The organism is Microbulbifer mixtoriginis (SeqCode), assembly GCF_052466865.1.
In genome coordinates, this window is the sequence record NZ_CP174293.1 from 2,369,111 (window position 1) to 2,393,354 (window position 24,244).

Consider the following 24,244-nt stretch of genomic DNA (forward strand, 5'->3'; position numbering starts at 1 on the left):
TTACATATCTAATTGTATTGAGTGATTAAACTAGTAGGGGAGTGATTATGATCAAAGTACAAACTTTCAAGGGCTAAACTTAGCAATTCCATACGTTTCAAACTACACAAGGGGTGTGCTGGTAATGGGGATTGATACACCATTGCGAACAATAAAGCTGAAAATACTATGAAAGCTATCGAATATCTAAAATTTAGCGAGGTAAATCCGCACAAATTTCTGCCTATATTAAATGGCCATAAGACAAGAAAGCATCTGATTGAGCATGAGATATTTACACTTAAAACAGTAACAGAATGGATGCATTCAAAAATAGAGGTAGATAAAGAGGCTGGTTGTAGAGTTAGAGCCATTATTGTTGATGATGAATTAGCTGGTTGGTGTGGGATTCAACAAGAATGTGGAAAGTATGAGATCGCGATTGTCATTGATGACCAGTTTTGGGGGGTAGGCAGAATAGTGTTTCAAGATCTAATGAGGTGGGCGCGGGAGCTTAATCATGATGAGGTATTAGTCAACTTCCATCACACTCGTCCTATTTATAAGTTCTTGGAGAAAATCGCTGAGGATATTCATGAGTCTGAAATATATGGCAGTAAATTTACAACGTATAAAATCAAGTTGAAATAACATTGTTCAAAAATCAATGTTGATAGACACTAGAAAATTTAGTACTCAGGATGATTCGAACGTTCATTGCTACAGACTTTCCAAGAATCTTGGAGATCTATACTCTCTCTAAGTTAGATGAGCTTAGATTTGAAGCTGTGGAATTTGAGTTTCTACCGTTGGAAAAAGATGCGAAGAGGCTGTCAGCGCTAAGGGAGTCAGATATTTACGTCTACGAAGATGAAACAATTCTTGGCTATGGCGCAATGTTCCAGCAAGAAATTCGAGCTCTGTTTGTATGTCCGAGTGCCAGAGGGGAAGGGGTAGGGAAGTCGATACTTGAGTTTCTGCTAACAAAGATCAGTGGCCAAGCTAAGTTGTTTGTTGCAAAATCTAATTGGCCTGCAATCAAGTGTTATAAAAAGGTTGGATTTGAAACAACTAAAGAGTTCACTGCTGAATACAATGGTACGCCGGTGCAGGCTATCGAAATGGTTTGTTCAAATAAGAAATGTTAGCATCTCGATGCTTAATACTCCGGCCCTACAGGGCTCCCAGAGGTTGCCCTAGCTTTACCAGGCGCTGGCCTAGCTCTTTCTAAGGAATTAAATATGACTGGTAGGCTTAATTATTTGGGATTGGCGGGAATACTTACTCTGATCATTACAGGGTTGCATGTTGGTTGTATTCTGTTTGGTGCGGAATGGTATCGATTTTTAGGTGCCGGAGAGGCAATGGCTCAAATGGCTGAAGCTGGAGATTCTTATCCTACAATAGTTACAGGGATTATTGTGAGTGTTTTGCTAGTTTGGTCTGCGTATGCTTTTTCCGGGGTTGGCCATATACTCAGACTCCCATTATTACGCACAGGGCTTACACTTATATCTCTAGTGTTGCTTGTGAGGGCGCTCGGTTTTTACTTTATAATGCCGGCTTTTCCAGATAACTCATTAACCTTTTGGCTTGTTAGTTCAGCATTGTGCTTTACTTTAGGTGTAACCTACTTGCTAGGCTTGCTTCAGTCATGGGAGCGTTTATCCAGCGAGGCCTAACCAAGCTGTCAAGAATTGTTACTAAAAATACAACAGTAAGAATCTAAAGCATCGCTTAATTTGCATGATCCTTTTGATCAAAATAGAAGTAGTTTCTAGAAGTTTTATATTAATATCTGATGTAGCCAACATAACTTTGTCATCTCAAAGAAGAGGATATATGGGGTTGGATGTATCTCTAAAAGAGCAACTCATACCCTGATTTTTTAAGTTCTTTGTTAACGAGTCTACGTAATTTGGCTGTGCACCTGCGGTTAGCCCTCTGGTTATATAAGCGGGATATCGTTCGTAGAGAAGGGAGTCTGCGGCTACCAATGCCGTCGATAACCACAAAATGGCTATTAATCTCATCCCATACAATATTAACCGTACGTAAGTCACGAACGACAATAAAGGTCTGCTCTAACCATTTTAGTAGGTCAATAAGGCCGTCGATATGCTTCTGGTTGAACTCCTGACTGGTGATCAATTTATGAAGAGTATCAGCTAACTCTCCAGTATGTTTTTTAACGGCTCTTACAGTAATCCCCAGCCCTAAGTTAGTATCCACAAATCCTTTAAATTCTTGTACAAAGTGCGTATCTTTCACCTTACCTTCGCGCAAATAGATGTGCTCGGAAACCTCCTTTATGTATGGCCAATAGTAAGTAAGTCGGCGTAGCCGAGTGGAGATGGAAAACTTGTAATCCATTGTTCTTCTAAACTGATCACTAATTACTTTAATAAGGAGATCATCTGATTCCGGGTGAGGAAATACTAGCTTCTCATTTCCCTTTGCGATGGCTTGGTCTAACCTTAACTGCATATCCATAGTGCTTGCTCAAGAAAACTAGTCTTTTTTATTTTGTATTCCACTTTGAGGCTTGGTAGCCGATCAAAGGGAATGACTACTTAATTATAGTTAATATTTACTTTTTCTCTTGCGAAATATTAGTTGAGAGAAAATGAGTTTAACTACTGTGCTGATACTGGCTGTAAACTTTAGTGGACTTTATTTGTATAGGTACGGTGGTTTAGCAATTGGTAGTTAGGGAGTGAGTAGATGTAATTTTTCTGGAGACTAAGAGAGCCTCTGAATAATTTCGTGATACCTCTGGCCTTTAAATCAAGACGTGGCTTTGCAGGGGTGTCTAAACCTTTCAAACAGTCGCAATGCTGAGTATGAATGGCTCTGCAAGCACCGTAAGAGCTGGCCATGGAGGCCAATGGTGCTGCGTGCACGAAAAATAATCGAAAAATCTGATTTGAGAAAGTAATAGAGTGTGCTAAGCAACACGTTTGAAGGAATATGTTTTTATAAACTGAATAGAGGTTATATGTGTGCTGAGGGTGCTATTTTTGGAAACTTGTCGTTAATGGTTATGTGGGCTTACCTATTGCCGGTGAAGAATAGCAGTATTTTCTTTAGGTTTAATGAAATCAGATAATGCTCGATTTTTTAAAGATTAACTTATGCTCCTTGTCATTTACTGCGATGATTTTCTATCTTAAATTTTCAGACACAAGCAATAGTCTAACCGAAGCCTAATGACTATTTCTCTCCACTATTGACTCTATCAACCAAAAGAGTCATATATTTTATCTTTGGGGTTTATCTATCAATACCCTCGCTTCGCCGATACTTCGCATTTGGGGTGTTGAAACTCATTTTATTTCAGTGCTTACTATAAAACAGAAAATTGAAGTTTTCTTTTTAGAAGCCTTTTTAGTTAATTTTATGTTGTGGTCTTAATAAGAATGATTAATGTAAAGAGAGCGGGTTTAGGTGCATTGGTAGTTTCATCGGTTCTTATGGGGTGCTCTGTTGCCGATAATAAGATTGGTGTGACTGATAAGAAAGCCGTTGACGATTCGGTGTTACTCCATAGCTTAGCGGATCAGTATGCCGAAGTATATTTAGAAAATTTCCAACCATATGCTTACTTCTCAGATATGGAGCTGGACAGGCACAACCTTTTCTTAAGTAACTCCCCCGCGAACTCTGCCTCTCTAGCGGCCTCTGAGGACAAAATTCTCAGTAAATTGGCTGAAATAGATTTGAACGGGCTAAAAAGTGATCAAGAGAAAGTGTTCTACTTCAAGCTGAAAGAGCGATTGGAGTCGAATGTTGGCTTAAGGGTCTGTAAGACTGAACTCTGGTCTGTTGATCATATGTTTGGCCCCCATATCATACTTGGATTTTTGACGGAGGTTCAGCCGGTTGAAACTGCCCAAGACAGGGCAGATGCGATTGAGCGTTGGCTTGACGCGGCTCGTTACTATGAGCAAGAAATAGCCAATCTCCGCCGTGGGTTGGAGCAAGGCTACTCCGCACCTCAGAGTGTGGTTAAGAGAGTCATTCAGCAAGTTGATGGTTTGACCCAAGTACCCATTGATGAGCATCCTTTCCTGGGTTTAGCGAAGAAAGCTAAGGACCCGGAATTTGAGGCAGCATTTAAACAGGTACTTTCAGATCACGTTATCCCCTCAATGGTGAATTATAAGAATTTTCTAGAATCCACCTATTTACCTGAAGCCAGAGCCGAGCTTGGCATCCATGCGATTCCAAATGGCCGTGAATGCTATATGGCCCAGTATCGTTCTTATACGACATTGCAGAGAACACCAGAAGAAGTTTTTGAGTTGGGTTTAAGTGCTGTCAACGCAAACAAGAGCGAAGTGGTTCGCTTAGGTAAGGCGTTCTATCAAGTAGATTCTTATTCTGAGGCAGTGGCAAGGGCCAGTGAAGATAAAACTCAGAAATTTAACAGTGCTGATGAAATGCATCAGTTTTTTGATCGCTTGGTAGATAAGTCTAGAGATTTAACCGTAGACTTTTTCCATGAAATGCCTTTGATAGAAATGGAAGTGAAGGCCATCCCTGAACATGAGCAGGGTTCTGGTCGCAGTGCACACTATATTCCGGGCTCTAAGGAGCGAAAGGCAAGATTTGGATATGACCCGACAACCTACCAGGATGAGTCATACGCTTCTGCAGAGAAGGTAACTATCCATGAAGGATACCCGGGCCATCATATGCAAATTGCTCTCGTACAGGAGCAGGAAAAGTTCCACAAAATAGAAGATGCTTTGTCTAACTCTGCTTTTGCTGAAGGTTGGGGTAGGTACTCTGAACATCTAGCGGAAGAAGCGGGGATGTATCAGTACGGATCAACCAAAATCCTTAGGCGTGCTTGGCCTGCGCGAGGTATGGTAGCGGATACCGCAATGCATATACTTGGTTGGAGTGATGAAAAAGTTGCGGAATTTTTGCAGGATTCTGGCGCTTCATTTGCGAAAGGCCCGAGGACTCTGATGGACCGAATGGCGGTTATGCCTGCGCAGCTTACCTCTTATGATTCTGGTGCCCTCGAGATTTTCGCCTTGCGAGAACTGATGCAGAATGAACTGGGTGAGGACTTCGATATTAAGGACTTCCATGAGATTATTCTGAGAAATGGCAATGTCCCTATGGCCGTACTGAGTGAACAGGTAAGGGACTTTATCGAAAAAAAGAAGAAAGGTTAATTTAGGATCTTTACTAACTCAGTCCCACACCCATGCGGGACTGAGTTATAAATAGGCTTAGCAAGAGACTTTTATCCTGCTCCTCTAAATTCCCATCTGCCTGGAAGCCAGATCCCGCATTATTTCTTCAGATCCGCCACCAATCGCATTCACTCGCACTTCACGATAGATACGCTCAATCCGACTGCCACGCATATAGCCTGCGCCACCTAACACCTGCATCGCTTCCCGGGCGCAGAATTCAAGGGTTTCTGTGGCTTGGACTTTGAGTAGAGCGATATCGGCTACCTTGAGCTGATGCTGTTGCTCCGCCCAGGCGCAGAGGTCCAGATAGGCTTGGGTGGCATTGATGCGTTGAAGCATCTGGGCAAACTTGTGTCGAATCACCTGGTGATTGGCGAGGCGCTTTCCGAAAGTTTGGCGCTCTTGGGCCCACTCAATGGCATCCTGCAAGCAGACCCGGCTGAATTCTACACAGGAAGCGGCAATGCCCAGGCGCTCGCGATTGAAGTTGTGCACTATGGGCAAGAAACCTTGGTTCTCACCGCCAATTAGATTGCTCGCGGGCACGCGCACCTGATCAAAAAAGATACTGGCCGTATCAGAGCACCACCAGCCCTGCTTTTTATCGAGCAGCTGCCGGCTAACCCCTTTGGTATCCGCAGGGATTAAGAGCAGGGAGATACCGCCGAAGCCTTCTTCACCAGTGCGCACGGCAGCAGTAAACCAGTTAGCGCGCATGCCGCCGGTGATATAGGTCTTTTCGCCGGTAACGATATAGACATCCCCATCACGCTCTGCGCGGCACTGGAGATTGGCTACATCGGAACCTGCGCCTGGTTCGGTAATTGCCAGGGAAATATGCTTATCACCACGTAATACCGAGGGAATAACCTGATCTTTTAGGGCCTCACTGCCATAGTGCAGTAATGGGGGCAGGGCAATGCCGTGGACCATCAGGCTGGCGTAGAGGCCACCAGCGCCGGGGCGGGCTAACTCCTCTGCGGCAACAATCATATGGAAGACATCGGTTTCGATGCCGCCGTAGTTTTCCGGATAACTCATCTGCAGAAGGCCAACTTCTGCGGCTTTTTTCCAAAGCTCGGCGGGTAGTTGGCCGTCTTCGTCCCATTGAGTGATATAGGGGCTGATTTCGCGGTCGACAAAGCGGCGCAACTGGGTGCGCCATTCCTGATGGCCTTCGTCATAAAAGGGGCTTGCCATACGGGAGGCATCAATATCGTACATGCTGATCTCCTTTAGGAAGTAGCGTCACTGGGAATTTTGGCGGTTTCCGTGGGAGCGGCTTCGATTTGAACTAACAGCTGGCCACCGCGTACCTGGTCTCCTTCACAGGCGCCCAGTTTAATTACGGTACCGTCGCGGTCTGCGCGCAGGGCGTGCTCCATTTTCATGGCTTCCATTAAGGCGATAGTGTCTCCCCGCTGAACGCTTTGATTGGGCTCAACCAATACCTGCACCAGGCAACCGTCCATAGGGGCTGTGATGCGGCCACTGCCTTCATTAAGGCTTGATTTGGCCGGGGCGTGGGTGATATCGACAAAATGAAATTGCCTGCCGTCTAACAGGAGATGCAGATTGCTTTGGTTGGCTAGGAGCAGTCTCTTTTGGCTAACGCCATCCAGCAGGAGTTCAGCACTGTAAACTCCACTTTCTTTTTGTGATTTCTCAAAATGGACCCACTGAATCAGGAACTGCTGGTCGCCTACTGAGATTTGATAAGAATTATCTACTAACGCCAGCAGTTCACAGTTTAGGGTTTGTCCTGCAATTTCCAGTCGGTAGTTGATCGGCACGCTGCTGTCGCCACTGCGCCAGTCACTGCGGCCGCTACGCCGATCCTGAGGGTTGGCTTGGTGTAAGTGATTAAGTAATGCGGCTTGGGCTGCAATAACTGCTGGAACTGGTTCTGCGGATGTCAGCGTGCTGTTTTGGTCGAGGAAACTGGTATCGGCATCGCCAGCGATAAACTGTGATTCGGCCAGGATCTTCTGCAGGAAATGGATATTGTTTTTGGGGCCGATAAATTCCAACTGGGTCAGGGCCTGGGATAGCTTGCGCCGAGCTTCTTCTCGATCCTGCCCCCAGGCAATTAATTTGCCGAGCATGGGGTCGTAAAATGGCGTAATTTCACAACCATTTTTCAAAGCGTGGTCGATACGGATTCCTTGTCCCTTTGGCGCTACCCAGTGGAGTACTTTTCCGGCCTGGGGCAGGAATTGTTGTTCCGGGTCTTCGGCATACAGGCGGACTTCAATGGCGTGCCCCTGCTGGGTGACTTGTTGCTGGGAAACGCATAGGGCTTCGCCGCGTGCTACTGCCAGTTGCCAAGCTACCAGGTCAAAACCGGTTACCATTTCTGTTACCGGGTGCTCTACTTGCAAGCGGGTGTTCATTTCCAGGAAATAGAATTCGCCGTTGGGGCAGAGTAGAAACTCTACGGTGCCCGCGCCTAGATAACCACAGGCTCGCGCGGCGTCGACAGCGGCTTGCCCCATTCTTTCCCGCAGCTGGGTGTCGACCGCTGGGGAAGGGCACTCTTCGACCACTTTTTGATGGCGTCGTTGTACGGAGCAATCCCGCTCCCCCAGGTGAATACAGTTGCCATGACGATCCGCAAATACCTGGATTTCGATATGGCGAGCGTTGACCAGTGCCTTTTCCAGAATTAATTCGTCGCTGCCGAATGCACTCATGGATTCACTGCGGGCGGCGCGCAACTGGGATGCCAGTTCGCTGTCTCCGTGAGCCAGGCGCATGCCGCGCCCACCACCGCCTGCGGCGGCTTTGATCATTAACGGGAAGCCAATGCGCCGCGCCTCGGCGATCAGGGTATCGTCGTCCTGGGCACCCTGGAAGCCGGGAATACAGGGTACGCCGGCAGCGGCAACAAAGTCCTTGGCTTTGCGTTTGTTGCCCATTAGCTCTATGACTTCGGCACTCGGGCCAACAAAACTCAGTTCATTCTCTTCGCAAGCGCTGGCAAATTCCGCATTCTCAGCGAGAAAGCCGTAGCCGGGGTGGACGGCGGTGGCTCCGGATTTTTTAGCCGCGTCGAGAATTTTCTGGATATCCAGATAGGACTCCGCCGAAGTCTGCCCGCCAATGGCTACGGCGATATCGGCAGTCTGTGCGTGAAGTGCATCGCAGTCCGCATCGCTGTAGACGGCGACTGTGCGATAGCCCTCCGCCTGGGCAGTACGCATAATTCGCAGTGCGATCTCGCCGCGGTTGGCGATTAACAGGGTCTCTGTTGTCGACATCAGTGCTGCCACTCCGGTGATCGTTTTTCCAGAAATGCACGGGCGCCTTCGCGCCCTTCATGGCCTTGAATTGCACGGGAAAACTGTTGTGCAGCGCCGTCGAGTAGTTGGCCGAGGGCAGTCTCATCGCTCACCCGCGCTGCATCCAGCAAGATCTGCTTGGTCGTTGCCAGGGCGCCGGGAGCGCAGGCATTGATCGCGCCCAGGTGTTCCTGCAGCGCGCCTTCGAGGTCTTCGGAATTATCGAGTAACTGATGAATTAACCCAATTTCCAAGGCCTGCTGTGCATTGACTTTGGCTCCGCTGAGGGCCAGGCGGCGGGCCTGGGAGAGGCCGACCCTTGCCACGACAAAGGGGGCAATTTGTGCAGGCGGTAAACCCAGGCGGGTTTCCGGCAGGGCAAAGCGGCAACTGCGATCGGCGATGGCAATATCGGCACTGCAAGCGAGCCCGAAACCACCGCCCATTACGGCACCTTCCAATACCGCAATGACTACCAGGGGAGTGCGATTAAATCGCTCCATCAATTCGCCGAAGCGGCGGTTGAGATGGAAGAACGCATCGCTATTACCATTACTCGCGCCCTGTTGCGCATTGAGCATATCGGCAATATCCCCACCGGCGCAGAAATGGTGTTCTGCGCCCCGCAGTACCAACGCTCGCACCTGCGGGTCTTCTTCCGCTTCTGCGAGCTTTTGCAGAAGCTCATCTACCATTTGCAAACTGATGGCGTTGCGCTGTTGTGGCCGGTTTAGAGTGAGGTGGCAGGCGATGCCGATGGTTTCATCAATGATTGTCTGCATGGCCTGACCTTATGCGTTGGGTTTACGCTTGCCGGGCAGTATGCCCATCAGCTTACAGATAATGCCGAGCATTACTTCATCGGCGCCGCCGCCGATTGCGGTGAGGCGGCTATCCCGATAAGCGCGGTTGATAACGGTTTCCTCGATATAGCCCATGCCACCCCAGAACTGCAGGCACTGATCGGGAATAGAACGGGACAGGCGGCCAGCCTTGAGCTTGGCCATAGAAGCGAGGGTAGTGACATCTTCACCGGCTACATAAGCTTCCACCGCACGCCAGGTTAGAGAGCGCAGGCATTCCACTTCAGTCTGCATTTCTGCGAGGGCGAAATGGATAGTTTGATTGTCGATCAATGGTGCTTTAAAGGCATGGCGTTCGCGCACATAGTCGATGGTGGTACTTACGCAGTTCTCCAGTCCTTTTAAGTTCAGCGCGGCGCCGGCGAGGCGCTCTTCCTGGAATTGCAGCATTTGCAGCAGGAAGCCGGCACCCTCATCGCCGATGCGGAAATGTTTGGGCACTCGCACATTGTCAAAAAAGATAGGGGCGGTTTCTGATGAGCGCATGCCCAGTTTGTCGAGCTTTTCGCCGATGCGTACCCCTGGCGTTTTCGCCGGAATAATGACCAGGGATTTGTTGCTGTGGGCTTTGCCCTCACTGGTATTCACCAGGGTGCAGAAAAAGTCTGCGCAGGGGGCGTTGGTGATCCACATCTTGCTGCCGTTGATCACATAGTCGTCGCCATCGCTTTTGGCAGTGGTTTTAATCGAAGCAACATCGGAACCGGCGCCCGGTTCGGATACAGCGATTGCGCCGATCATCTCTCCGTTCACGGCGGGAATCAGGAACTGCTCTTTGAGATCCTGGCTGCCGAAGTTGGCCAGGGCAGGGGTACACATGGAAGTCTGCACCGAAATCGACAGGGGCACGCCGCCACAGTGGGCACCGCCAAGCTCCTCCAGAAAAACGGTTTCATAACTGAAGTCGAGACCCAGGCCACCGAAGTCTGTGGACTTGCTGATGCCTAGCAGGCCCAGACCGGCCAGTTGTTGGAAAATTTCGCGGATGGGAAAGCGGCCGGCCTTTTCCCATTCGGCCACGTTGGGATTGATTTCCTGCTGTACAAAGTTTTGTACGGTGCGCTGCAGTTCCCGGTGTTGATCGCTAAATATCATTATTATTTTCCCTGCCTTGAAGTGTGAACCCGGTGATGGTGTGAATGGGCAACTGCACTTCCTTGTTGCCCAGTTTTTTCGAATTAAAACCTAGCTACGCCAAAGGTATTTTTGTTAAGTTTGCTCTGCTCTGCTTCATTGCAAACTTCTAACAACATACCTAAAAGTTTGCGCGTATCGCGGGGATCGATAATGCCGTCATCCCAGAGGCGCGCACTACAGGCGAGAGCATCGGAATTGCCCTGCATAAATGCGCTGGTATCGTTTTCCAATTTGTCTAATACCGCCTCATCGATATTGCCGCTGCGTTGCATTTTTTGCTCGGTGACGATGCGCATCACCTTACCGGCCTGGGCTGCACCCATCACTGCGGTGCGTGAATTGGGCCAGGCAAAAATAAAGCGGGGATCGAATCCGCGACCGCACATGGCGTAGTTGCCGGCCCCATAGGAACCGCCCACGACAATACTGAGTTTTGGCACGCTGGCATTGGCCACGGCCTGAATCATTTTGGCGCCGTGCTTGATGATGCCGTTGCGCTCCACCTCGGTACCCACCATAAACCCGGTGGTGTTATGCAAAAACAGCAGTGGCGTGCCACTCTGTTCGCACAACTGAATAAACTGCGCGGCCTTGTTGGCGCCCTTGGGGGTGATCGGGCCGTTATTCCCAATAATTCCCACAGGGAAGCCTTCGATACGAATATGGCCGCACACTGTTTGCCGATCGAATTCCGGCTTAAAATCCAGCATGGCGGAGCCGTCGGCGATACGAGCCAGTATTTCGCGCACGTCGTAAGGCTTTTTACTGTCTGCTGGAATCAGGCCGAGCAGGTCATCGATAGGGTGCAGTGGGTCCCGGTAATCTTTATCTACTGAGTTTTTAATGGGTGAGGGTAGGGCGGCAACAATCTCTCTTGCTATGCGAATACCATCGGCGTCGTTCTCTGCTAAGTAATCGCCACTGCCGGACTCGGTACAGTGCATTTCCGCTCCGCCGAGGCTTTCCGCATCGGCAATTTCACCGGTGGCAGCTTTCAGCAGCGGCGGCCCAGCCAGGTACATGCCGGTTTGCCCGCGCACCATAACGACATAATCTGACAGGCCCGGCTGGTAGGCGCCGCCGGCAGTAGCGCCGCCGTGTACCACAGTAACTTGCGGAATACCGGCGGCGGACATTCGCGCCTGGTTGGCAAAACCCCGCCCACCGGGAGCAAAAGTGTCGCTGGCGTACATCAGGTTGGCGCCACCACTTTGCGCCAGGGCGACTACCGGCAAATGATTTTCCAGAGCGATCCGCTGCATTCGCAGGGCTTTATCCATCCCGGCTGGTGAGATGGTGCCGCCTTTTACGGCATAGTTATCAACCCGAACCATACAGCGTCGACCACTGATTTGACCGATGCCGCAAATGGCACCGCCACCCGCACCGGTACCGTCCTGGTCGTCAAACAATTTATAGCCGGCGAGGGAGCACAGTTCAACAAAAGGGGCGCCGGGGTCGAGGAGCAAATTGAGGCGCTCCCGTGGCAGCAGCCAGCCCCGTTCACGATAGCGGGCCGCCTTACTTTTTTCAGCTTGAACCGGGCGTTGCTCAGCTTCACGAAACTGGTTGATCTGCTCCAGCATGGCAGCCTGGTTGTCATTGAATTCTGCCGAGCGGTTGTCGAGCTGGGAATCAATCGGCTGCATTAGAGCTTGCCCTCCGCTTCCAACTCTTCCACAACTTGCGGCCGGCGTTTGCGATGGAATCCGTTAAAGCGTTTAGAGTTGTTCGCGGCTTGTGGCTGCCAAAGAGGAGAGTGGTGTTTGAGGCTGGAGCCACCATCGATACGCAGGGTTTGCCCGGTAATATAGTTGGCCGCATCGGAAAGTAGGAAGCACACGGCCCCGCTAACTTCCGCTTCTTCTCCCAATCGGTAGAGGGGAATGCTGTCGCGGAAGCCCGGTAGTAGCTCGCGCAGGAATTTGGGGTCGTAAGTATCAAAACCGCTGGAAAGAATATAGCCTGGCGCCACGGCGTTAACTCGAACGCCAAAAGGCGCCCACTCCAATGCAGCGGTTTCGGTAATATTTTCCATGCCTGCGCGAGCGGCACCGGAGTGGCCCATCATTGGCATGCCGCCGGCGTTATCTGCGGTGATATTTACGATACTGCCGCCGTGCTGTTTCATAGATTGAACAAAAACTTCTCGGGACATTAAAAAGCCACCGAGCAGGTTACTGCGTACAACAGCATCGAACCCTTTTGTGTTGATCTGCTCAAGGGGGGAGGGGAACTGGCCACCGGCATTGTTCACCAACCCATGAATCTGGCCTTGGGCCTGGACAATTTGCCCAACCGTTTCCTGAACACCCTCTTCATCGCGAATATCCAGGCTGAACAAACTGCACTCACCACCATCGTTATTGATTTCACCGGCAACCCTTTCCAGCTTGTCCAATTTACGCCCAATCAATACAACATGGGCGCCGAGGCTGGCCAGTTCGTGGGCGATACAACGGCCAATACCACTGCCGCCGCCGGTGACGATATAGGTTTGCTCGCTAAAGCTGCCTGAGCGCAGCTGGCTTTGATAGCGCATGAAAGTTTCCTTTTCTTGGGCCTTTAAGGCCTATTCAGTTTTTATTGTTCTTGTTGGCGCTTGCGCCTGCGTGTGGGAAAACGCAGAATAGCTTAACGCTACCAAGCAAGCGCTTGGTATTCAAGGGTTGGCGCCTTTTTGATTGTGTGATTGTTAGGTTGCCGATTAGTCTGCAAAACAAAGCAAAAAAGAAAGCAAAGAATTGGGAGTGTTTCGTGCAAGAGGGCGCACAAGTGGTGGTAGAGGTGCAAGGTGCTATGTCGCCACAGCAACTGATTGGAACCCTGGTAAAGGCAGGAGAGCTTACGGACCCGGCCTCCCCGCGGGGGCGTTTGCTCAATGCTGCCGCGCGCCTGTTTGAGCAAAAGGGCTTTTCACGTACTACTGTGCGAGACCTGGCGGCGGAAGTGGGCATTCTGTCTGGCAGTATTTTTCATCACTTCTCCAGCAAAGAGCAGATTCTCTGCGAGGTGATGAAGGAGGTAACTATTTTCGCCAGTGCTCGTATGCGTAGTGCGGTGGAGCAGGCCGCGTCACCTCAGGAAAGACTGCGGGCCTGTATTCAGTCTGAGCTTGAGGCGATTCACGAGCGGGCGGTGCCGGGCTTTTCCATCTTGGTAATGGAGTGGCGTAGTCTGTCAGATAAAAGCCAGAAAGAGGTGTTGTTGCTGCGCGATGAGTACGAGCAAATATGGCTGGATGCGATCAATTCCGCCCGTTGCCCAGGTGGGGATGCCACAGTGGTGCGCCGACTTATGGTTGGTGCATTGAGCCATACCTACAGCTGGTTTAAAGCCAGGGAAAATGGATTGACCATTCCCGAGCTCGCCGATCGGGCCTATCAAATCTTCGCGCCCAAATCCTAAGCGTTAACAATACGAGTTACTGGCAAGGTGCCGTTAAAACTGTGCACTTTGCCACCTTTCCTGCCAATTTCTCTCTTTTGAAGAGTTTCCTGAGAACTGGTGCGCACCTGTTTTTCTCCGAATCTTTTACCCTGCGCGCAAGATGATAAGAATGTGACAATAAGCGTCACTTGGTGACAGGAGAAGGGAATGTCGGGCCAGGATTTATACCAGGTGGTTTCCACGGGAAGGACACTCCACGCCAAAGAAGCAGGGGCTGTGACTCGGGATATCGCCAAACTATTTTCGGTTCCAGAGGCCCAGGCTCGCAGATTACTGTTAAAAGGCTGGGTGATTAAAGACAGCCTGGCATCGTCACAGGCCCTGGAGTACAGGGCCAAGCTGCACAAGATCGGTCTTCGTGCCGAGGTTTGTCCTGCGGGAAAGTTCGATAACCAACAGCTGATTGCAAAAATCAAAGTGGCCCAACGGCGCAAGGCCAATGCAGCAGAAAAGATACCGACAAGTACGGCCTCGAGAGATGCATCCAAGGCTGGGACTGCACGAGAGCAAGAGGTAGAGAAACCGCTTTCGGTGAGCAATACCAAAGGAAGCGTTGCCCCCCCTCTGGATTCCGAAAAGATCAAACCACAGGCAACAGAGCCTGAAGCCAATGAAAAGAGGCCGCTCTTCGGCAATAGAAAAGCGCAGCTGGCTACAATGGGTTGGCGAGTGCTTTTCGGATTACTCCCTGCTTTAACGGTACCTACAATTTTTATCGGCTTGGCAGCTCTGTGTCTCTATGGTGCCGGTGCACTGCTCTGGCAAACACCCTTGGCAGTTTGGCAGGGGGAGTTAACTGGTGGCACTTTACTCATCAGTCTAGGGGGGGCGGCAGTCTTTATTTTTTTATTGTTGCTGGTCGCTTTGCCTTATTTTTGCTTCCCTCGAGAAATGCGTCCAAGGCCTGGCGAAGTCCCTCTGAAGCAAGCGGACAACAAAGATTTATTGCCCTTACTTGAGCAATTGTCTAGTGCAACAAAACTGCCCAGGGTGCAGGAGCTGATAGTCAGTCCAGACGCTCGTATTTATTGCGAGCCCAGGTTTTCTGAGGTGATACGTCAGCAATTGCGGTTAAACCTGGGCCTGGCCAGTGTGGCTTCCCTTAGTGGCCGCGATACCCTGGCGTTAGTGGCACGCAGCCTTGGCTTTTATCAGGGAAAACTCAATGGGCTACTGGCTTGGCTGGTGTTAGATGGCGTTAGGCGCTTGGAACTGATGCAGTGGGCACTGGAAAATGATCGAAGTGTGTTGTACCGAAGCGGGGAACCGGGTCCGCTGAAATCCTTGCATCAATTACTGGCAACTTGTGGCCACTTTCTATTGCCATTGATTGAGCGGCTAGAAAATCTGCACCGTATTGTCACTCGGGGTAGCGCACGCTATCTGGAATGCCGGGCTGATTTCTGGGCTGCCGACTTGATTGGCAGTGGGGCTTTTGCCGAATTTGCCGGTAACTGGCATCGCCTGGTGCATGCTGACCTAATGGTTGCCGAGACCGCCCGCGAGGCCTCGGCAGTGGGGCAGTGTTTTGAGAACATCCCTGCCGCTGTAGCCTGGACACTGAACAATCTGGATGAGGAAACCAGTAATACCATTGAGCTTGCGATGGCTCAGGCCAGTGATCCTTGGGATGTTTTTGAGGCGGCGGATCTACAGCGTATTGAGGTGGTTCAAAAGCGCAATATTAGTGGGCGTCTACAACGGGAGCTTGGCTGCACGGAGCTTTTTGCCGATTTTCCCAAGTTGGCCAGTGAGGTCAGCGGGGAGGCTGGCGCATCGGACTGTCAGGTTGTGGAGAATCGCCGATTGCTTTGTGCCAGTCGCGAAGCGGAGGAAGCGCTACAGATTCTGGATGTTTATTTTAACCGTCTGCCGCCGCTCAACCTTCTGCCACTACGCAGGCCTGCAACTCAGGAAATGCAGGCGATGGATTTACAGGCCAGTATCAATTGGCTAAGGAGCAAGCTCATTGAGCTGCGTGAACTCCGGGAACAACGCGAGAACACACGTCAGCTTATGGTGTCGGTGCAACTTGGCGCGGCGCTGATTCGGGCCAAGGTGCGTATCGAACCACAGGAATACTCTCTGAATAGCGCAAGCCTTGCAGCGGCGCAGGAAGCATCGGCGTTAAAGCGGTCTGAGTTGGAGGAAATCGAGCGTCAGCTGCAGAAGATCTACTCGGTGTTTTACCAACGGTTGTGCTTGGCTTTAGTCGCTATGCCGGCACGGGAGCGCCAGCAGGCAAGGGGAATACTTAGCCAGTTGGCTGCTTACGACGCGCTGGCCACACACCTCGAGCGCCTTGCGGGGTACAGTACCAGCCTCTCTGTATTCTCACGCCGCTTATCCCCAGGTCTTGCCGAGCGGGAGTTGGTACAGAAATACCTGGCCCTCTCTGCTCGGGAGTTGGATGCGACCTTTGCCACAGTGGAGTCTTCTGAGCTATTAAAAGCCCAGGGTTTGGATAGCGCACTTTGTATCAAGGCAAAACGCGAGCCATTGCAACAGCTACCGCAGCGCCACCAGGAGGCATTGGCTGTGGTGCGTACTATGGAGTCCCGCTGTAACTATGCAAGTACGGTAATTCTGGAGCGCTATCAAATCCAGCTGGCGGCCCTGCTGCAACGTTGTCTGCATAGAGAAGGGCAGCTGGAAGTGAATCCTTTACGTCTCCTGCAAGCGGTTTAGAGCCTGTTGGTATTCAATGAGTTGTCGCCAGGCTCTATCCGCCGGCAAGCTTCACTTTGTAGTTTTTGGATTCCAATAGCGCTTTGATTTCCGCGCGCTTGTCGCCCTGGATTTCGATCACACCGTCTTTCAGGGCACCACCGCAGCCACAGCGTTTTTTCAATTCCGCCAGTAGTAACTTCAGCTCACCATCGGTGCCGTCCACGCCACGCACACAGGTAACCCCTTTGCCCTTGCGTCCTTTAGTCTCTCTTTGGATGCGCACAATCCCATCACCCTGGTGACGCTTCTCTGCTGCGGGCTCTTCTTTGATACGACCGCGGTCGGTGGAATAAACGAGACGGTTCTCCTTGGCCATGGTTGGGCGCTCTCCAAAAAATTGTTGCACAGGGTAACTGGGGCGCGATTGTGCCCGAGGCGTGGGGGAAGTCAAAGAGGTCGCGGCTGAATATCTGGATGAGGGTGGAATAGGGGGCGACCCACCAGCCCCCAGCAGGTAAAATTTGAGCGCAAATCCTTGGTAGCTGGTAGAAGAGGTTGATCCATGGCGTTGACTGGACGTCGCAAACTGCTCAATGAAGTGATCTTTGGCACCGAGACGCCCGCAGGGCGCAATTTTGATGTGTTTTTGATCTGGGCAATTTTAATTAGTGTGGGACTGGTACTGCTGGCTTCAATTGGACCAATAGCTGACCGTTACGGCACGCTTCTGATCACATTGGAATGGCTTTTTACCGGGCTGTTTACTCTGGAATATGCCGCCCGTATCTATTGTTCAGTAAACAGGCGCAAGTATATTTTCAGTTTCTACGGTGTTGTTGATCTGCTGGCAATTCTGCCCAGCTATCTGGCTCTTCTGTATACCGGTGCAACCTACCTATTGGTAATCCGTTTGCTGCGGGTGTTGAGAATCTTCAGGATATTGAAGCTGGTGCGTTATTTACAGGATGCCAACCTGCTACTGCGGGCCCTGGGTTTGGCCCGGCGAAAGATCCTGGTGTTTTATTCCAGCGTACTAGTGATGTGCGTCATCTTCGGCTCATTGATGTTTGTGGTAGAGGGGCCGGAAAATGGATTTACCAGCATCCCCACCAGTGTTTACTGGGCCATTGTAACGATTACCACGGTTGGCTACGGGGATATCTCTCCGCATACGCCACTGGGTCAGGCGATAGCGGCCATGACCATGTTGATTGGTTATTCAATTATCGCTGTACCCACCGGAATTTTGACTGCAGAGCTGGCCGGTGAGATGCATCGCGAACGCAAGCATCACCGCTGCAACAACTGCGGGCGCAGTGTCCATGATCCAGATGCTGAGTTTTGCAAGTTTTGTGGTTACCGGCTCGAGCCGTCTTTACAAGTGGAAGAGGTTTGATTTGATTGCGGGTGCCTCACAGAGGCTCCCGCTAACCCTAATTTTTGCTGATTACCATTCATCGGGTACACGTACCGCGACTACGTCGGCCTTAGCGCAGAGGCGCCCGTCACTGCTGAGTTCACAGTGCAGGATAGTTTTCTTGGGGCCGCGCTCGACAATGGTGGCTTCCAAGAGTACTGGTTGATCAATAGCGGCGGGAGCCAGGTATTTTATGTCCAGCTTGCCGGTGGCGAACCAGATCTTGTCTCCGCTACCTACCTTGCGACCAGCCTGCAGATAGCCATCGGCGATAGCGGTACACACAGTGTGGCAATCGATGACTGTGGCGATAATGCCACCGTTCAAATATTGAGCGGGCCCTGCATTGTGGTAAGGGCTGGGAGTGAATAGACAGCGGGACTTATCCGGCTCTACCCAATAGCTTTTAATACGCAGGCCTTGGTCATTGTCCGGCCCGCAGCCAAAACAGTGGTTGCCTTGAATCTGATCCTGAATGGCGATTTGCTCAGTCATAACTATCCCTCGCTGTGGACGCGCATAGTAACGATTTGCGCCAGGGAGGGGAAGAAACTAACCTTGCGGACCTGCAATAGAGTTACCCAAATTATTTGGACCTAGATACATGGAAATATACGGCTTTTGCGCCCCCGGTTTTGAAGCCCTGTTCGAGGCTTTCGCCAAGAATTTTCGCGAGTGTGGAGATACCGGTGCCGCCTTCGCGGTGCGCCAGCATGGCGAGTTGATCTGCTCCCTGTGGGCGGGCAGCGCCGATCGGGATGGGGAGCAACCCTTTACCGAAGAGACTCTGGTCAATGTGTTTTCATCCAGCAAAGGTGTACTGGCACTGCTAGCTATGCAGCAAGTACAGGCTGGCAAACTGGATCTGGATCGCCCGGTTGCAGACTATTGGCCGGAATTTGCACAGCACAAAGAATCTGTCACCGCGCGACAATTACTTAGCCATCGCAGTGGTTTGGTCGCTTTTCGCGAGCGGGTTAAAGACAGTCTTATTTACGATTGGCAAGCGGCCTGCGATGCGGTTGCCGAAACCGCCCCCTGGTGGGAGCCGGGTAGTGAACAGGGATATGCGCCTTTTCTCTACGGCTGGAGCCTGGGCGGCCTGATCGAACGGGTTGCTGAAAAACCTCTGTTGGAACTTTATCGGGAAATGCTAGCCAAACCCCTCAATCTCGATGGCGGCTTTGGTGCGCTGGGGCATAGTTCAAGCCGAATTGCCGATGTGAGCCCATTGAAACAGCCATTGCCGGAGTTGCGTGAGAATGCCATTGGCCGGGCAATTAAAGAGGATCGCAAAGGCCCCGTGGCCATGGCGTTTAGCAACCCCGTTAGCTTGATGATGGGCACCAATAGCCCCGAGTGGCGCGGTGCCCTGATTCCTGCAGCCAATGGCCATTTCAGTGCGCGGGATCTTGCTGCAGTTTACGGAGACCTGGCGGGGGGAAATCCAATTACCCTGGGGCAAAAATGGGTCGATGAGGCTTCAAAAGAGCAGAGCCGAGGGCGGGATAAAGTATTACAGGCCGAGGTGAGTTTTGGCTGTGGCTTTATCCGTAGTACTCAGGCGGCCGATCTGCGTTTTGGTGGAAAGCAAGGTTTTGGTCACCCTGGTGCTGGGGGTAGCGTCGGCTTTGCCGATCCGGAGCAGGGACTGGGGGTGGGTTATATCACTACACGACTGGGACAGAGCCTGTTTATGGATCGGCGCGCAGTTAGCTTGGTTGAGACTCTGTACGGATTATTGAAATGACAGAAGACGTTTTAAAGCTGATGGAGCGAATTGACGAGCTGGAGACTCGCTTGGCTTTTCAGGAAGATACGATTTCTCAATTGAATGATGTCATTGCGCGCCAAGATGCGGATATTCGCTCTGTAGTAGCAAGAATGCGTGAGCTTGGAGAGAAGTACAGCGCGCTGACCTTTGAAATGCAGGCTGGCGGCAAGCCAGTCGACGAAAAACCCCCTCATTACTGAGGAACATTAAAAGCAGGGCAATAAAGTAGGCGGGCACGCCACTTGATTGCCTTAATAATATGCTGGCGCAGAAATACAAATTTGCCGGCTTTGATGAAATTTATGTCGACAGGCATCGCCAAAATTTATTGAAAATAACTCGATGTCACTTCGGCGCTGCCTTAAGTATTAAAGCATCTAAAAAAGTTTGTATTGTATCGTCTTTGCTATTGACAAACTTTTCCACACTCAATAGCGGGCTAACTGGCGCTCTAGTATTTATCGGCCCAGCTGGTACATAATTTATTGTGTCGCCTATAACTCGTTGTTTTTAAAGAGAAAACCAGAGAGTTTAAAAAATAAACAAATCGCTGTAAGCGAGAGTCAATGCCGCCTGGCGGGGACCTTCGTTTATTAATGCACAAAGTTATCCACAGAAGCTGTGGAAGAAGTTTGCAGCGTTTACTTTTTGTGCAGCAACTTAGTGCGAAAGTGCCGCAAGCTGGAAATTCGATGCTTGCAATGGGGACTGGTCAATAGAACTGGTAATGGCTTCGCCGTAATCTTCACATAATTTGGTTGGGTTGATTCAGCCGCCGGTCAGCTTTTAGCTGGATAATGCCGGCACTGTGATGGAGCACTGGGTTCAGTGCGTCCCGATACCCATTTATTAAAAGTGCGTTAGGAGAACCAATAATGAAACATTGGGTAGCAATTCTCGCTATGGGCTCACTGGTAGGCTGTTCCACCCTGGATCCCTACACCGGTGAAAGCAAAACCAGTAATGCCGCCAAGGGGGCCGGAATAGGCGCCGTAGCAGGTGCTATTGTCGGCGTGGCAACAGCGAGTAAGAAAGACCGCAAGAAGGGAGCTCTGACTGGTGCTCTGGGCGGTGCCGCGATTGGTGGCGGTATCGGTTACTACATGGATCGCCAGGAAATGGCTTTGCGCCAGCGTCTGGAAGGCAGTGGTGTGCGAGTCCAACGTGAAGGGGACAACATTCGCCTGATCATGCCGGGCAACATCACTTTTGGTTCCAATCGCTCAGATATTCGCACGGATTTCTATGACACACTCGAATCCGTAACGGTAGTTTTGCAGGAGTTTAATAAGACCGCCATCCGCGTGAGTGGCCATACCGACAGTACTGGTTCCGACGTGTATAACCAGTCCCTGAGTGAACAGCGGGCTAACTCTGTGGCGAGCTTCTTCAGCCATAACGGCGTTTCTTCCGGCCGCGTACAGGCTGTTGGTTATGGTGAGCGCTATCCGCTGGCCAGCAATAGTTCTGAGTCTGGCCGTCAGGCCAACCGTCGTGTTGAGTTGGAGTTACTGCCTCTGTAAACACTTTGTGCAGCGGGTAAACGGCTGCACTGTCAATCACTGCGTCTCGATAACCCCAAGCTCAGGTGGAAGTCTTGTACGCAGTGAAGTTACTTTTCTTTTTTAGCTAATAAAATTCCAGTTGAAACCCTTCCCTCTGTATAAATTCTCTCCTTTCGATTTCTATTAGGCACTGAGTTGCACAAGGTTCTAGCGGACACCCTGGACGTTTTTTGCACCCATATAAGTTTTGCTCCGACAAATGATTCCGGTGCATAGCTGAAGGTTAAAAAACCCGGCGATTGGCTGGTTGGCTGTGCTATCTCTACATCTACTAATAAGTAAATAGTGGAGCAAAGCCGTGAGTCATCGCCTGTTCAAATGGAAATCCATATGGGTCTTTGCCTTGGTGCTAGTGGCCATCCAGGTTTTTGCCTGGCAGGAGGAAATGGCGGAATCCAGCACTAACCTGGAGGTCCGATTTGGCGCGGCTGCCGTAGTGGCACAGGTGGAGGTCATAGGTATTCACCGGGATGTAGACAGCGCGCTGTCGGAGCCGGGTGTCACGGCGATTTCAGGCTATGTCTATTCCGCGGTGCCAGGCCAGGTCTGGAAAGGTATTGTGGCGGACCAAATTACCTTTCGCCTGGGATTGGAATATTGCGACAAGAAGCTTGAAAAGGGCGAGCGCTATCTGATTTTTGCCAGGCTCGATAGCTACGGCAGGTTGCAGTTGCAGAGCTGTGATTCCGCGGTTGTTGAATCGGAGGCTGAGGCACTGTTGGCTGAGCTCAATGAATTCAGCTCCCAAGGCTGATTTCTCCAAAAGGCCACACTCATTAGAATATTCGGTTGTAAGTCGCGGGCCAGTTACAGCAATCCAGACTCTTCTGCGTAACCCCCGTGCCTTGAAGAACCCTCATGCCGGGTTATTCTTATCATTATTGGCGCCACCTTCTTTGGCCGATTGAAGTTGAACTTCCTTTGCTTCGGCGTCAAGAGGCTGCAAGGCCAGCGATTATCGCGCGGAAGTAGGTTCCCAGAACCCTGGGGGCTGGCCAAGCAAGAGCGCAATTCTTGTAACTGCCTGGGGTCGAGAGGTCGATATATGAAGAAGCTATTGATTCCACTGATCATCCTGCTGCTGATCATCGGATACTTTATGTCGCGTAGCGGCGAACATAAGGCCAAGGAAGCCTACGATTCGATGAACACTCCGAATAGTGAGCAGATGAATGACAGTTCCAAGCCACCTGGCAGCGGAAGTGATTCAACTACTCCCAACAGTACTACCACGCCACCAGACGGTATGGGTAACCCCGATGCACAGATGCCACAGGGCTCTGGGCAGACAGATCCAACACCGCCTGGGGGGAATGGCTCCAGCAGTGGGGAAGGCCCGGATACTATGGGGGCTGGATCGACAGGGGATGCTGGCGCCGCGGGTGCTCTTCGTGGGCGTCCTGGTGAGCCTGGCGCAGAAGGGGACTCTGCAGATACGCCTAATGCAGATTCAGATACCCCAGCGGGCAGCGTAGCGGAAGATGCCGCCAATGAGGCCCAGAAAGCTGTGGAAGGTGCAGACAACATGGATAGCACTACACCGGATGGCGATAGTGAGATGGATCAGGGCGTGGACAACAACGAAGACCAGCCCTAATAAAAGGATTATTAGATACTCAGTTAATAAGGAGATATTGCGGGCCACCTGTTGAGGCGGCCCGCAACCTGTGCAAAATGATCGAACATAAATGGCTAGAGGGACATACCGTTTTACAGGTTCGGCCGCGTGGAAAATTTACCGCAGAGGATTTTCATCAGCTGGCAGAAAAAATAGATCCGATTATTCGCGAGCAGGGCAGGATAGAGGGTTTACTGATTGACGCTGAAGATTTTGCCGGCTGGGAAAATTTTGTCGCGATGGTCTCGCATTTTCGCTTTGTACATAATCACGAGAAGCATATCCAGAGGATTGCGGTGGTGTCAGACAATCCGGTTCTGAAATTTATGCCGCACCTGGTTTGCCATTTTATCAGTGCGGAGGTTCGGCCTTTCCCCCTTAATGATTATCCTGAAGCCCTGGCATGGTTAAAAAATCCGGGTTAGCATCGCGCACCGTTTAACTGTTATATGGAGTGCCGGTGAGCCCAGTCTTGGCCATTATTGCGACGACTTCCGCAGACCTGCCCAACGCCCAGGAATTATCCAGTCAACTCAACCTTCCCTGTTTGGGTGTTACTTCCCCCACCGAAATTAATGAGGTTCCCCAAGTATTAGCTTGTGGAGAGCAGTTGCAACTCTGTGCGACCGGGCGCAAAGCACCGGGGCCAGTTTCTGTTGATTTCGTTGGTGGGGCTTTGGCGCACCGACGCAAATATGGTGGGGGTAAAGCCCAGCCGGTTGCCAAGGCCGTGGGTTTGCGCCCTGGTTTTTACCCTCGCGTGTTGGATGCCACTGCCGGGTTGGGCCGTGATGCTTTTGTGTTGGCGACCCTGGGTTGCGAAGTGAAGATGCTTGAGCGCAATCCGGTTGTACGCTTGCTCCTTCAGGATGGCTTGCGGCGATTGCAGGAGGCTGCCACTGCCGACCCGGAACTGGCCACCATTGTTGGGCTTTTATCTCTGGCCGATGATGTTGCACCGGCCGCAGACTGGCTGGCCCAGCAGAGTGAGGAATCTTGGCCGGTTGTTTATCTGGACCCCATGTTTCCGCCCCGGGGCAAAAGTGCCAAGGTAAAAAAAGAGATGGTGGCTTTTCATCACTTGGTTGGAGAAGACCTGGACGCGGACGATCTGCTAGAGCCAGCTCTCAGGGCCTGTTATTACCGCACCGTGGTCAAACGTCCCAAGCTGGCACCATATCTTGCAGATAAAAAGCCAATGCTTTCTTTTGAAGGGAAGTCAGGGCGTTTCGATATTTATACCAAGCACGGTGTGCCGGGGTAATAGGCGGATTTTA

23 protein-coding genes are annotated in these 24,244 nt (G+C 51.0%); 14 read left to right on the forward strand and 9 right to left on the reverse strand.

Translation table 11 applies throughout. From position 1 onward, the window contains the following. Positions 1-168 precede the first annotated feature (168 nt). From ACJJJA_RS10875 to ACJJJA_RS10885, 3 genes are all read left to right on the forward strand, one after another. Complete coding sequence (locus tag ACJJJA_RS10875) at positions 169-630, forward strand: GNAT family N-acetyltransferase (RefSeq protein WP_444904588.1); 462 nt, start codon at positions 169-171, stop codon at positions 628-630. A 50-nt stretch (positions 631-680) separates the two neighbouring features. Then, positions 681-1,127, forward strand: coding sequence for a GNAT family N-acetyltransferase (locus tag ACJJJA_RS10880; RefSeq protein ID WP_444904589.1), 447 nt, complete (start codon positions 681-683; stop codon positions 1,125-1,127). 93 nt (positions 1,128-1,220) lie between these two features. Further along, positions 1,221-1,661, forward strand: a complete 441-nt coding sequence (locus ACJJJA_RS10885; protein WP_444904590.1) for a hypothetical protein — start codon at positions 1,221-1,223, stop codon at positions 1,659-1,661. Positions 1,662-1,839: 178 nt separating this feature from the next. Here ACJJJA_RS10885 and ACJJJA_RS10890 read toward each other — a convergent pair whose 3' ends face one another. Continuing rightward, complete coding sequence (locus ACJJJA_RS10890) at positions 1,840-2,472, reverse strand: YrbL family protein (RefSeq protein ID WP_444885154.1); 633 nt, start codon at positions 2,470-2,472, stop codon at positions 1,840-1,842. Between the two features lie 926 nt (positions 2,473-3,398). Between ACJJJA_RS10890 and ACJJJA_RS10895 the strand changes: the two genes are divergently transcribed. Beyond that, positions 3,399-5,168, forward strand: a complete 1,770-nt coding sequence (locus ACJJJA_RS10895; protein WP_444925259.1) for a DUF885 domain-containing protein — start codon at positions 3,399-3,401, stop codon at positions 5,166-5,168. Positions 5,169-5,252: 84 nt separating this feature from the next. On the opposite strand, the gene ACJJJA_RS10900 is transcribed toward ACJJJA_RS10895, so the two are convergent. The 6 genes from ACJJJA_RS10900 to ACJJJA_RS10925 all read right to left on the reverse strand — a co-directional run bounded on the left by ACJJJA_RS10900 (position 5,253) and on the right by ACJJJA_RS10925 (position 13,015). Then, positions 5,253-6,416, reverse strand: coding sequence for an acyl-CoA dehydrogenase family protein (locus tag ACJJJA_RS10900; protein ID WP_444904592.1), 1,164 nt, complete (start codon positions 6,414-6,416; stop codon positions 5,253-5,255). Positions 6,417-6,427: 11 nt separating this feature from the next. After that, positions 6,428-8,452, reverse strand: a complete 2,025-nt coding sequence (locus ACJJJA_RS10905) for an acetyl/propionyl/methylcrotonyl-CoA carboxylase subunit alpha (RefSeq protein ID WP_444904593.1) — start codon at positions 8,450-8,452, stop codon at positions 6,428-6,430. After that, positions 8,452-9,255 (reverse strand): enoyl-CoA hydratase/isomerase family protein, encoded by an 804-nt coding sequence (locus ACJJJA_RS10910; RefSeq protein ID WP_444904594.1) that lies wholly within the window; start codon positions 9,253-9,255, stop codon positions 8,452-8,454. The genes ACJJJA_RS10905 and ACJJJA_RS10910 overlap by 1 nt, the downstream gene beginning before the upstream one ends. A 9-nt stretch (positions 9,256-9,264) precedes the next feature. Beyond that, positions 9,265-10,431, reverse strand: coding sequence for an acyl-CoA dehydrogenase family protein (locus tag ACJJJA_RS10915; RefSeq protein WP_444904595.1), 1,167 nt, complete (start codon positions 10,429-10,431; stop codon positions 9,265-9,267). 83 nt (positions 10,432-10,514) lie between these two features. After that, complete coding sequence (locus tag ACJJJA_RS10920; RefSeq protein ID WP_444904596.1) at positions 10,515-12,122, reverse strand: acyl-CoA carboxylase subunit beta; 1,608 nt, start codon at positions 12,120-12,122, stop codon at positions 10,515-10,517. Continuing rightward, positions 12,122-13,015 carry an SDR family oxidoreductase gene (locus ACJJJA_RS10925; RefSeq protein ID WP_444904597.1) on the reverse strand — a complete coding sequence of 298 codons (894 nt, stop codon included), beginning with the start codon at positions 13,013-13,015 and terminating at the stop codon, positions 12,122-12,124. Before ACJJJA_RS10925 ends, ACJJJA_RS10920 begins: the two co-directional genes overlap by 1 nt. Positions 13,016-13,230: 215 nt before the next feature. On the opposite strand from ACJJJA_RS10925, the gene ACJJJA_RS10930 reads away from it, so the two are divergent. Further along, a complete protein-coding gene (locus ACJJJA_RS10930; protein WP_252085690.1) occupies positions 13,231-13,881 on the forward strand; it encodes a TetR/AcrR family transcriptional regulator in 651 nt (216 codons plus the stop codon). A gap of 189 nt (positions 13,882-14,070) precedes the next feature. After that, positions 14,071-16,611 carry a hypothetical protein gene (locus tag ACJJJA_RS10935; protein ID WP_444904598.1) on the forward strand — a complete coding sequence of 847 codons (2,541 nt, stop codon included), beginning with the start codon at positions 14,071-14,073 and terminating at the stop codon, positions 16,609-16,611. A 34-nt stretch (positions 16,612-16,645) separates the two neighbouring features. On the opposite strand, the gene yciH is transcribed toward ACJJJA_RS10935, so the two are convergent. Next, positions 16,646-16,969 (reverse strand): stress response translation initiation inhibitor YciH, encoded by a 324-nt coding sequence (yciH, locus tag ACJJJA_RS10940; RefSeq protein WP_252085692.1) that lies wholly within the window; start codon positions 16,967-16,969, stop codon positions 16,646-16,648. Between the two features lie 186 nt (positions 16,970-17,155). On the opposite strand from yciH, the gene ACJJJA_RS10945 reads away from it, so the two are divergent. Beyond that, on the forward strand, positions 17,156-17,989 hold the full coding sequence (locus ACJJJA_RS10945) for an ion transporter (RefSeq protein ID WP_252085693.1): 834 nt from the start codon (positions 17,156-17,158) through the stop codon (positions 17,987-17,989). A gap of 51 nt (positions 17,990-18,040) precedes the next feature. Here ACJJJA_RS10945 and ACJJJA_RS10950 read toward each other — a convergent pair whose 3' ends face one another. Further along, complete coding sequence (locus ACJJJA_RS10950) at positions 18,041-18,505, reverse strand: PaaI family thioesterase (protein WP_252085694.1); 465 nt, start codon at positions 18,503-18,505, stop codon at positions 18,041-18,043. Positions 18,506-18,614: 109 nt separating this feature from the next. Here ACJJJA_RS10950 and ACJJJA_RS10955 point away from each other — a divergent pair, with 109 nt between their 5' ends. From ACJJJA_RS10955 to ACJJJA_RS10985, 7 genes are all read left to right on the forward strand, one after another. Beyond that, positions 18,615-19,760 (forward strand): serine hydrolase domain-containing protein, encoded by a 1,146-nt coding sequence (locus ACJJJA_RS10955; RefSeq protein WP_444904599.1) that lies wholly within the window; start codon positions 18,615-18,617, stop codon positions 19,758-19,760. Beyond that, complete coding sequence (locus ACJJJA_RS10960; RefSeq protein WP_252085696.1) at positions 19,757-19,984, forward strand: SlyX family protein; 228 nt, start codon at positions 19,757-19,759, stop codon at positions 19,982-19,984. The genes ACJJJA_RS10955 and ACJJJA_RS10960 overlap by 4 nt, the downstream gene beginning before the upstream one ends. A gap of 675 nt (positions 19,985-20,659) precedes the next feature. Then, positions 20,660-21,307 (forward strand): YiaD family glycine zipper/OmpA-like lipoprotein, encoded by a 648-nt coding sequence (locus ACJJJA_RS10965; RefSeq protein ID WP_252085697.1) that lies wholly within the window; start codon positions 20,660-20,662, stop codon positions 21,305-21,307. Between the two features lie 340 nt (positions 21,308-21,647). Then, positions 21,648-22,103 (forward strand): hypothetical protein, encoded by a 456-nt coding sequence (locus ACJJJA_RS10970; RefSeq protein WP_444888869.1) that lies wholly within the window; start codon positions 21,648-21,650, stop codon positions 22,101-22,103. A gap of 291 nt (positions 22,104-22,394) precedes the next feature. Continuing rightward, positions 22,395-22,946, forward strand: a complete 552-nt coding sequence (locus tag ACJJJA_RS10975) for a hypothetical protein (protein ID WP_444904600.1) — start codon at positions 22,395-22,397, stop codon at positions 22,944-22,946. A gap of 77 nt (positions 22,947-23,023) precedes the next feature. Then, a complete protein-coding gene (locus tag ACJJJA_RS10980) occupies positions 23,024-23,392 on the forward strand; it encodes a SpoIIAA family protein (RefSeq protein WP_444904601.1) in 369 nt (122 codons plus the stop codon). A 35-nt stretch (positions 23,393-23,427) separates the two neighbouring features. Next, positions 23,428-24,231, forward strand: a complete 804-nt coding sequence (locus ACJJJA_RS10985; RefSeq protein WP_444904602.1) for a class I SAM-dependent methyltransferase — start codon at positions 23,428-23,430, stop codon at positions 24,229-24,231. Positions 24,232-24,244 lie beyond the last annotated feature (13 nt).

Bases quoted from the DNA above. Each gene is read 5' to 3' on its own strand.
- ACJJJA_RS10915 (WP_444904595.1), bottom strand. From the start codon at position 10,431: ATGATATTTAGCGATCAACACCGGGAACTGCAGCGCACCGTACAAAAC.
- ACJJJA_RS10935 (WP_444904598.1), top strand. From the start codon at position 14,071: ATGTCGGGCCAGGATTTATACCAGGTGGTTTCCACGGGAAGGACACTC.
- ACJJJA_RS10925 (WP_444904597.1), bottom strand. From the start codon at position 13,015: ATGCGCTATCAAAGCCAGCTGCGCTCAGGCAGCTTTAGCGAGCAAACC.
- yciH (WP_252085692.1), bottom strand. From the start codon at position 16,969: ATGGCCAAGGAGAACCGTCTCGTTTATTCCACCGACCGCGGTCGTATC.
- ACJJJA_RS10945 (WP_252085693.1), top strand. From the start codon at position 17,156: ATGGCGTTGACTGGACGTCGCAAACTGCTCAATGAAGTGATCTTTGGC.
- ACJJJA_RS10950 (WP_252085694.1), bottom strand. From the start codon at position 18,505: ATGACTGAGCAAATCGCCATTCAGGATCAGATTCAAGGCAACCACTGT.
- ACJJJA_RS10895 (WP_444925259.1), top strand. From the start codon at position 3,399: ATGATTAATGTAAAGAGAGCGGGTTTAGGTGCATTGGTAGTTTCATCG.
- ACJJJA_RS10920 (WP_444904596.1), bottom strand. From the start codon at position 12,122: ATGCAGCCGATTGATTCCCAGCTCGACAACCGCTCGGCAGAATTCAAT.
- ACJJJA_RS10885 (WP_444904590.1), top strand. From the start codon at position 1,221: ATGACTGGTAGGCTTAATTATTTGGGATTGGCGGGAATACTTACTCTG.
- ACJJJA_RS10890 (WP_444885154.1), bottom strand. From the start codon at position 2,472: ATGGATATGCAGTTAAGGTTAGACCAAGCCATCGCAAAGGGAAATGAG.
- ACJJJA_RS10880 (WP_444904589.1), top strand. From the start codon at position 681: ATGATTCGAACGTTCATTGCTACAGACTTTCCAAGAATCTTGGAGATC.
- ACJJJA_RS10960 (WP_252085696.1), top strand. From the start codon at position 19,757: ATGACAGAAGACGTTTTAAAGCTGATGGAGCGAATTGACGAGCTGGAG.
- ACJJJA_RS10980 (WP_444904601.1), top strand. From the start codon at position 23,024: ATGATCGAACATAAATGGCTAGAGGGACATACCGTTTTACAGGTTCGG.
- ACJJJA_RS10910 (WP_444904594.1), bottom strand. From the start codon at position 9,255: ATGCAGACAATCATTGATGAAACCATCGGCATCGCCTGCCACCTCACT.
- ACJJJA_RS10900 (WP_444904592.1), bottom strand. From the start codon at position 6,416: ATGTACGATATTGATGCCTCCCGTATGGCAAGCCCCTTTTATGACGAA.
- ACJJJA_RS10875 (WP_444904588.1), top strand. From the start codon at position 169: ATGAAAGCTATCGAATATCTAAAATTTAGCGAGGTAAATCCGCACAAA.
- ACJJJA_RS10955 (WP_444904599.1), top strand. From the start codon at position 18,615: ATGGAAATATACGGCTTTTGCGCCCCCGGTTTTGAAGCCCTGTTCGAG.
- ACJJJA_RS10965 (WP_252085697.1), top strand. From the start codon at position 20,660: ATGAAACATTGGGTAGCAATTCTCGCTATGGGCTCACTGGTAGGCTGT.
- ACJJJA_RS10975 (WP_444904600.1), top strand. From the start codon at position 22,395: ATGAAGAAGCTATTGATTCCACTGATCATCCTGCTGCTGATCATCGGA.
- ACJJJA_RS10905 (WP_444904593.1), bottom strand. From the start codon at position 8,452: ATGTCGACAACAGAGACCCTGTTAATCGCCAACCGCGGCGAGATCGCA.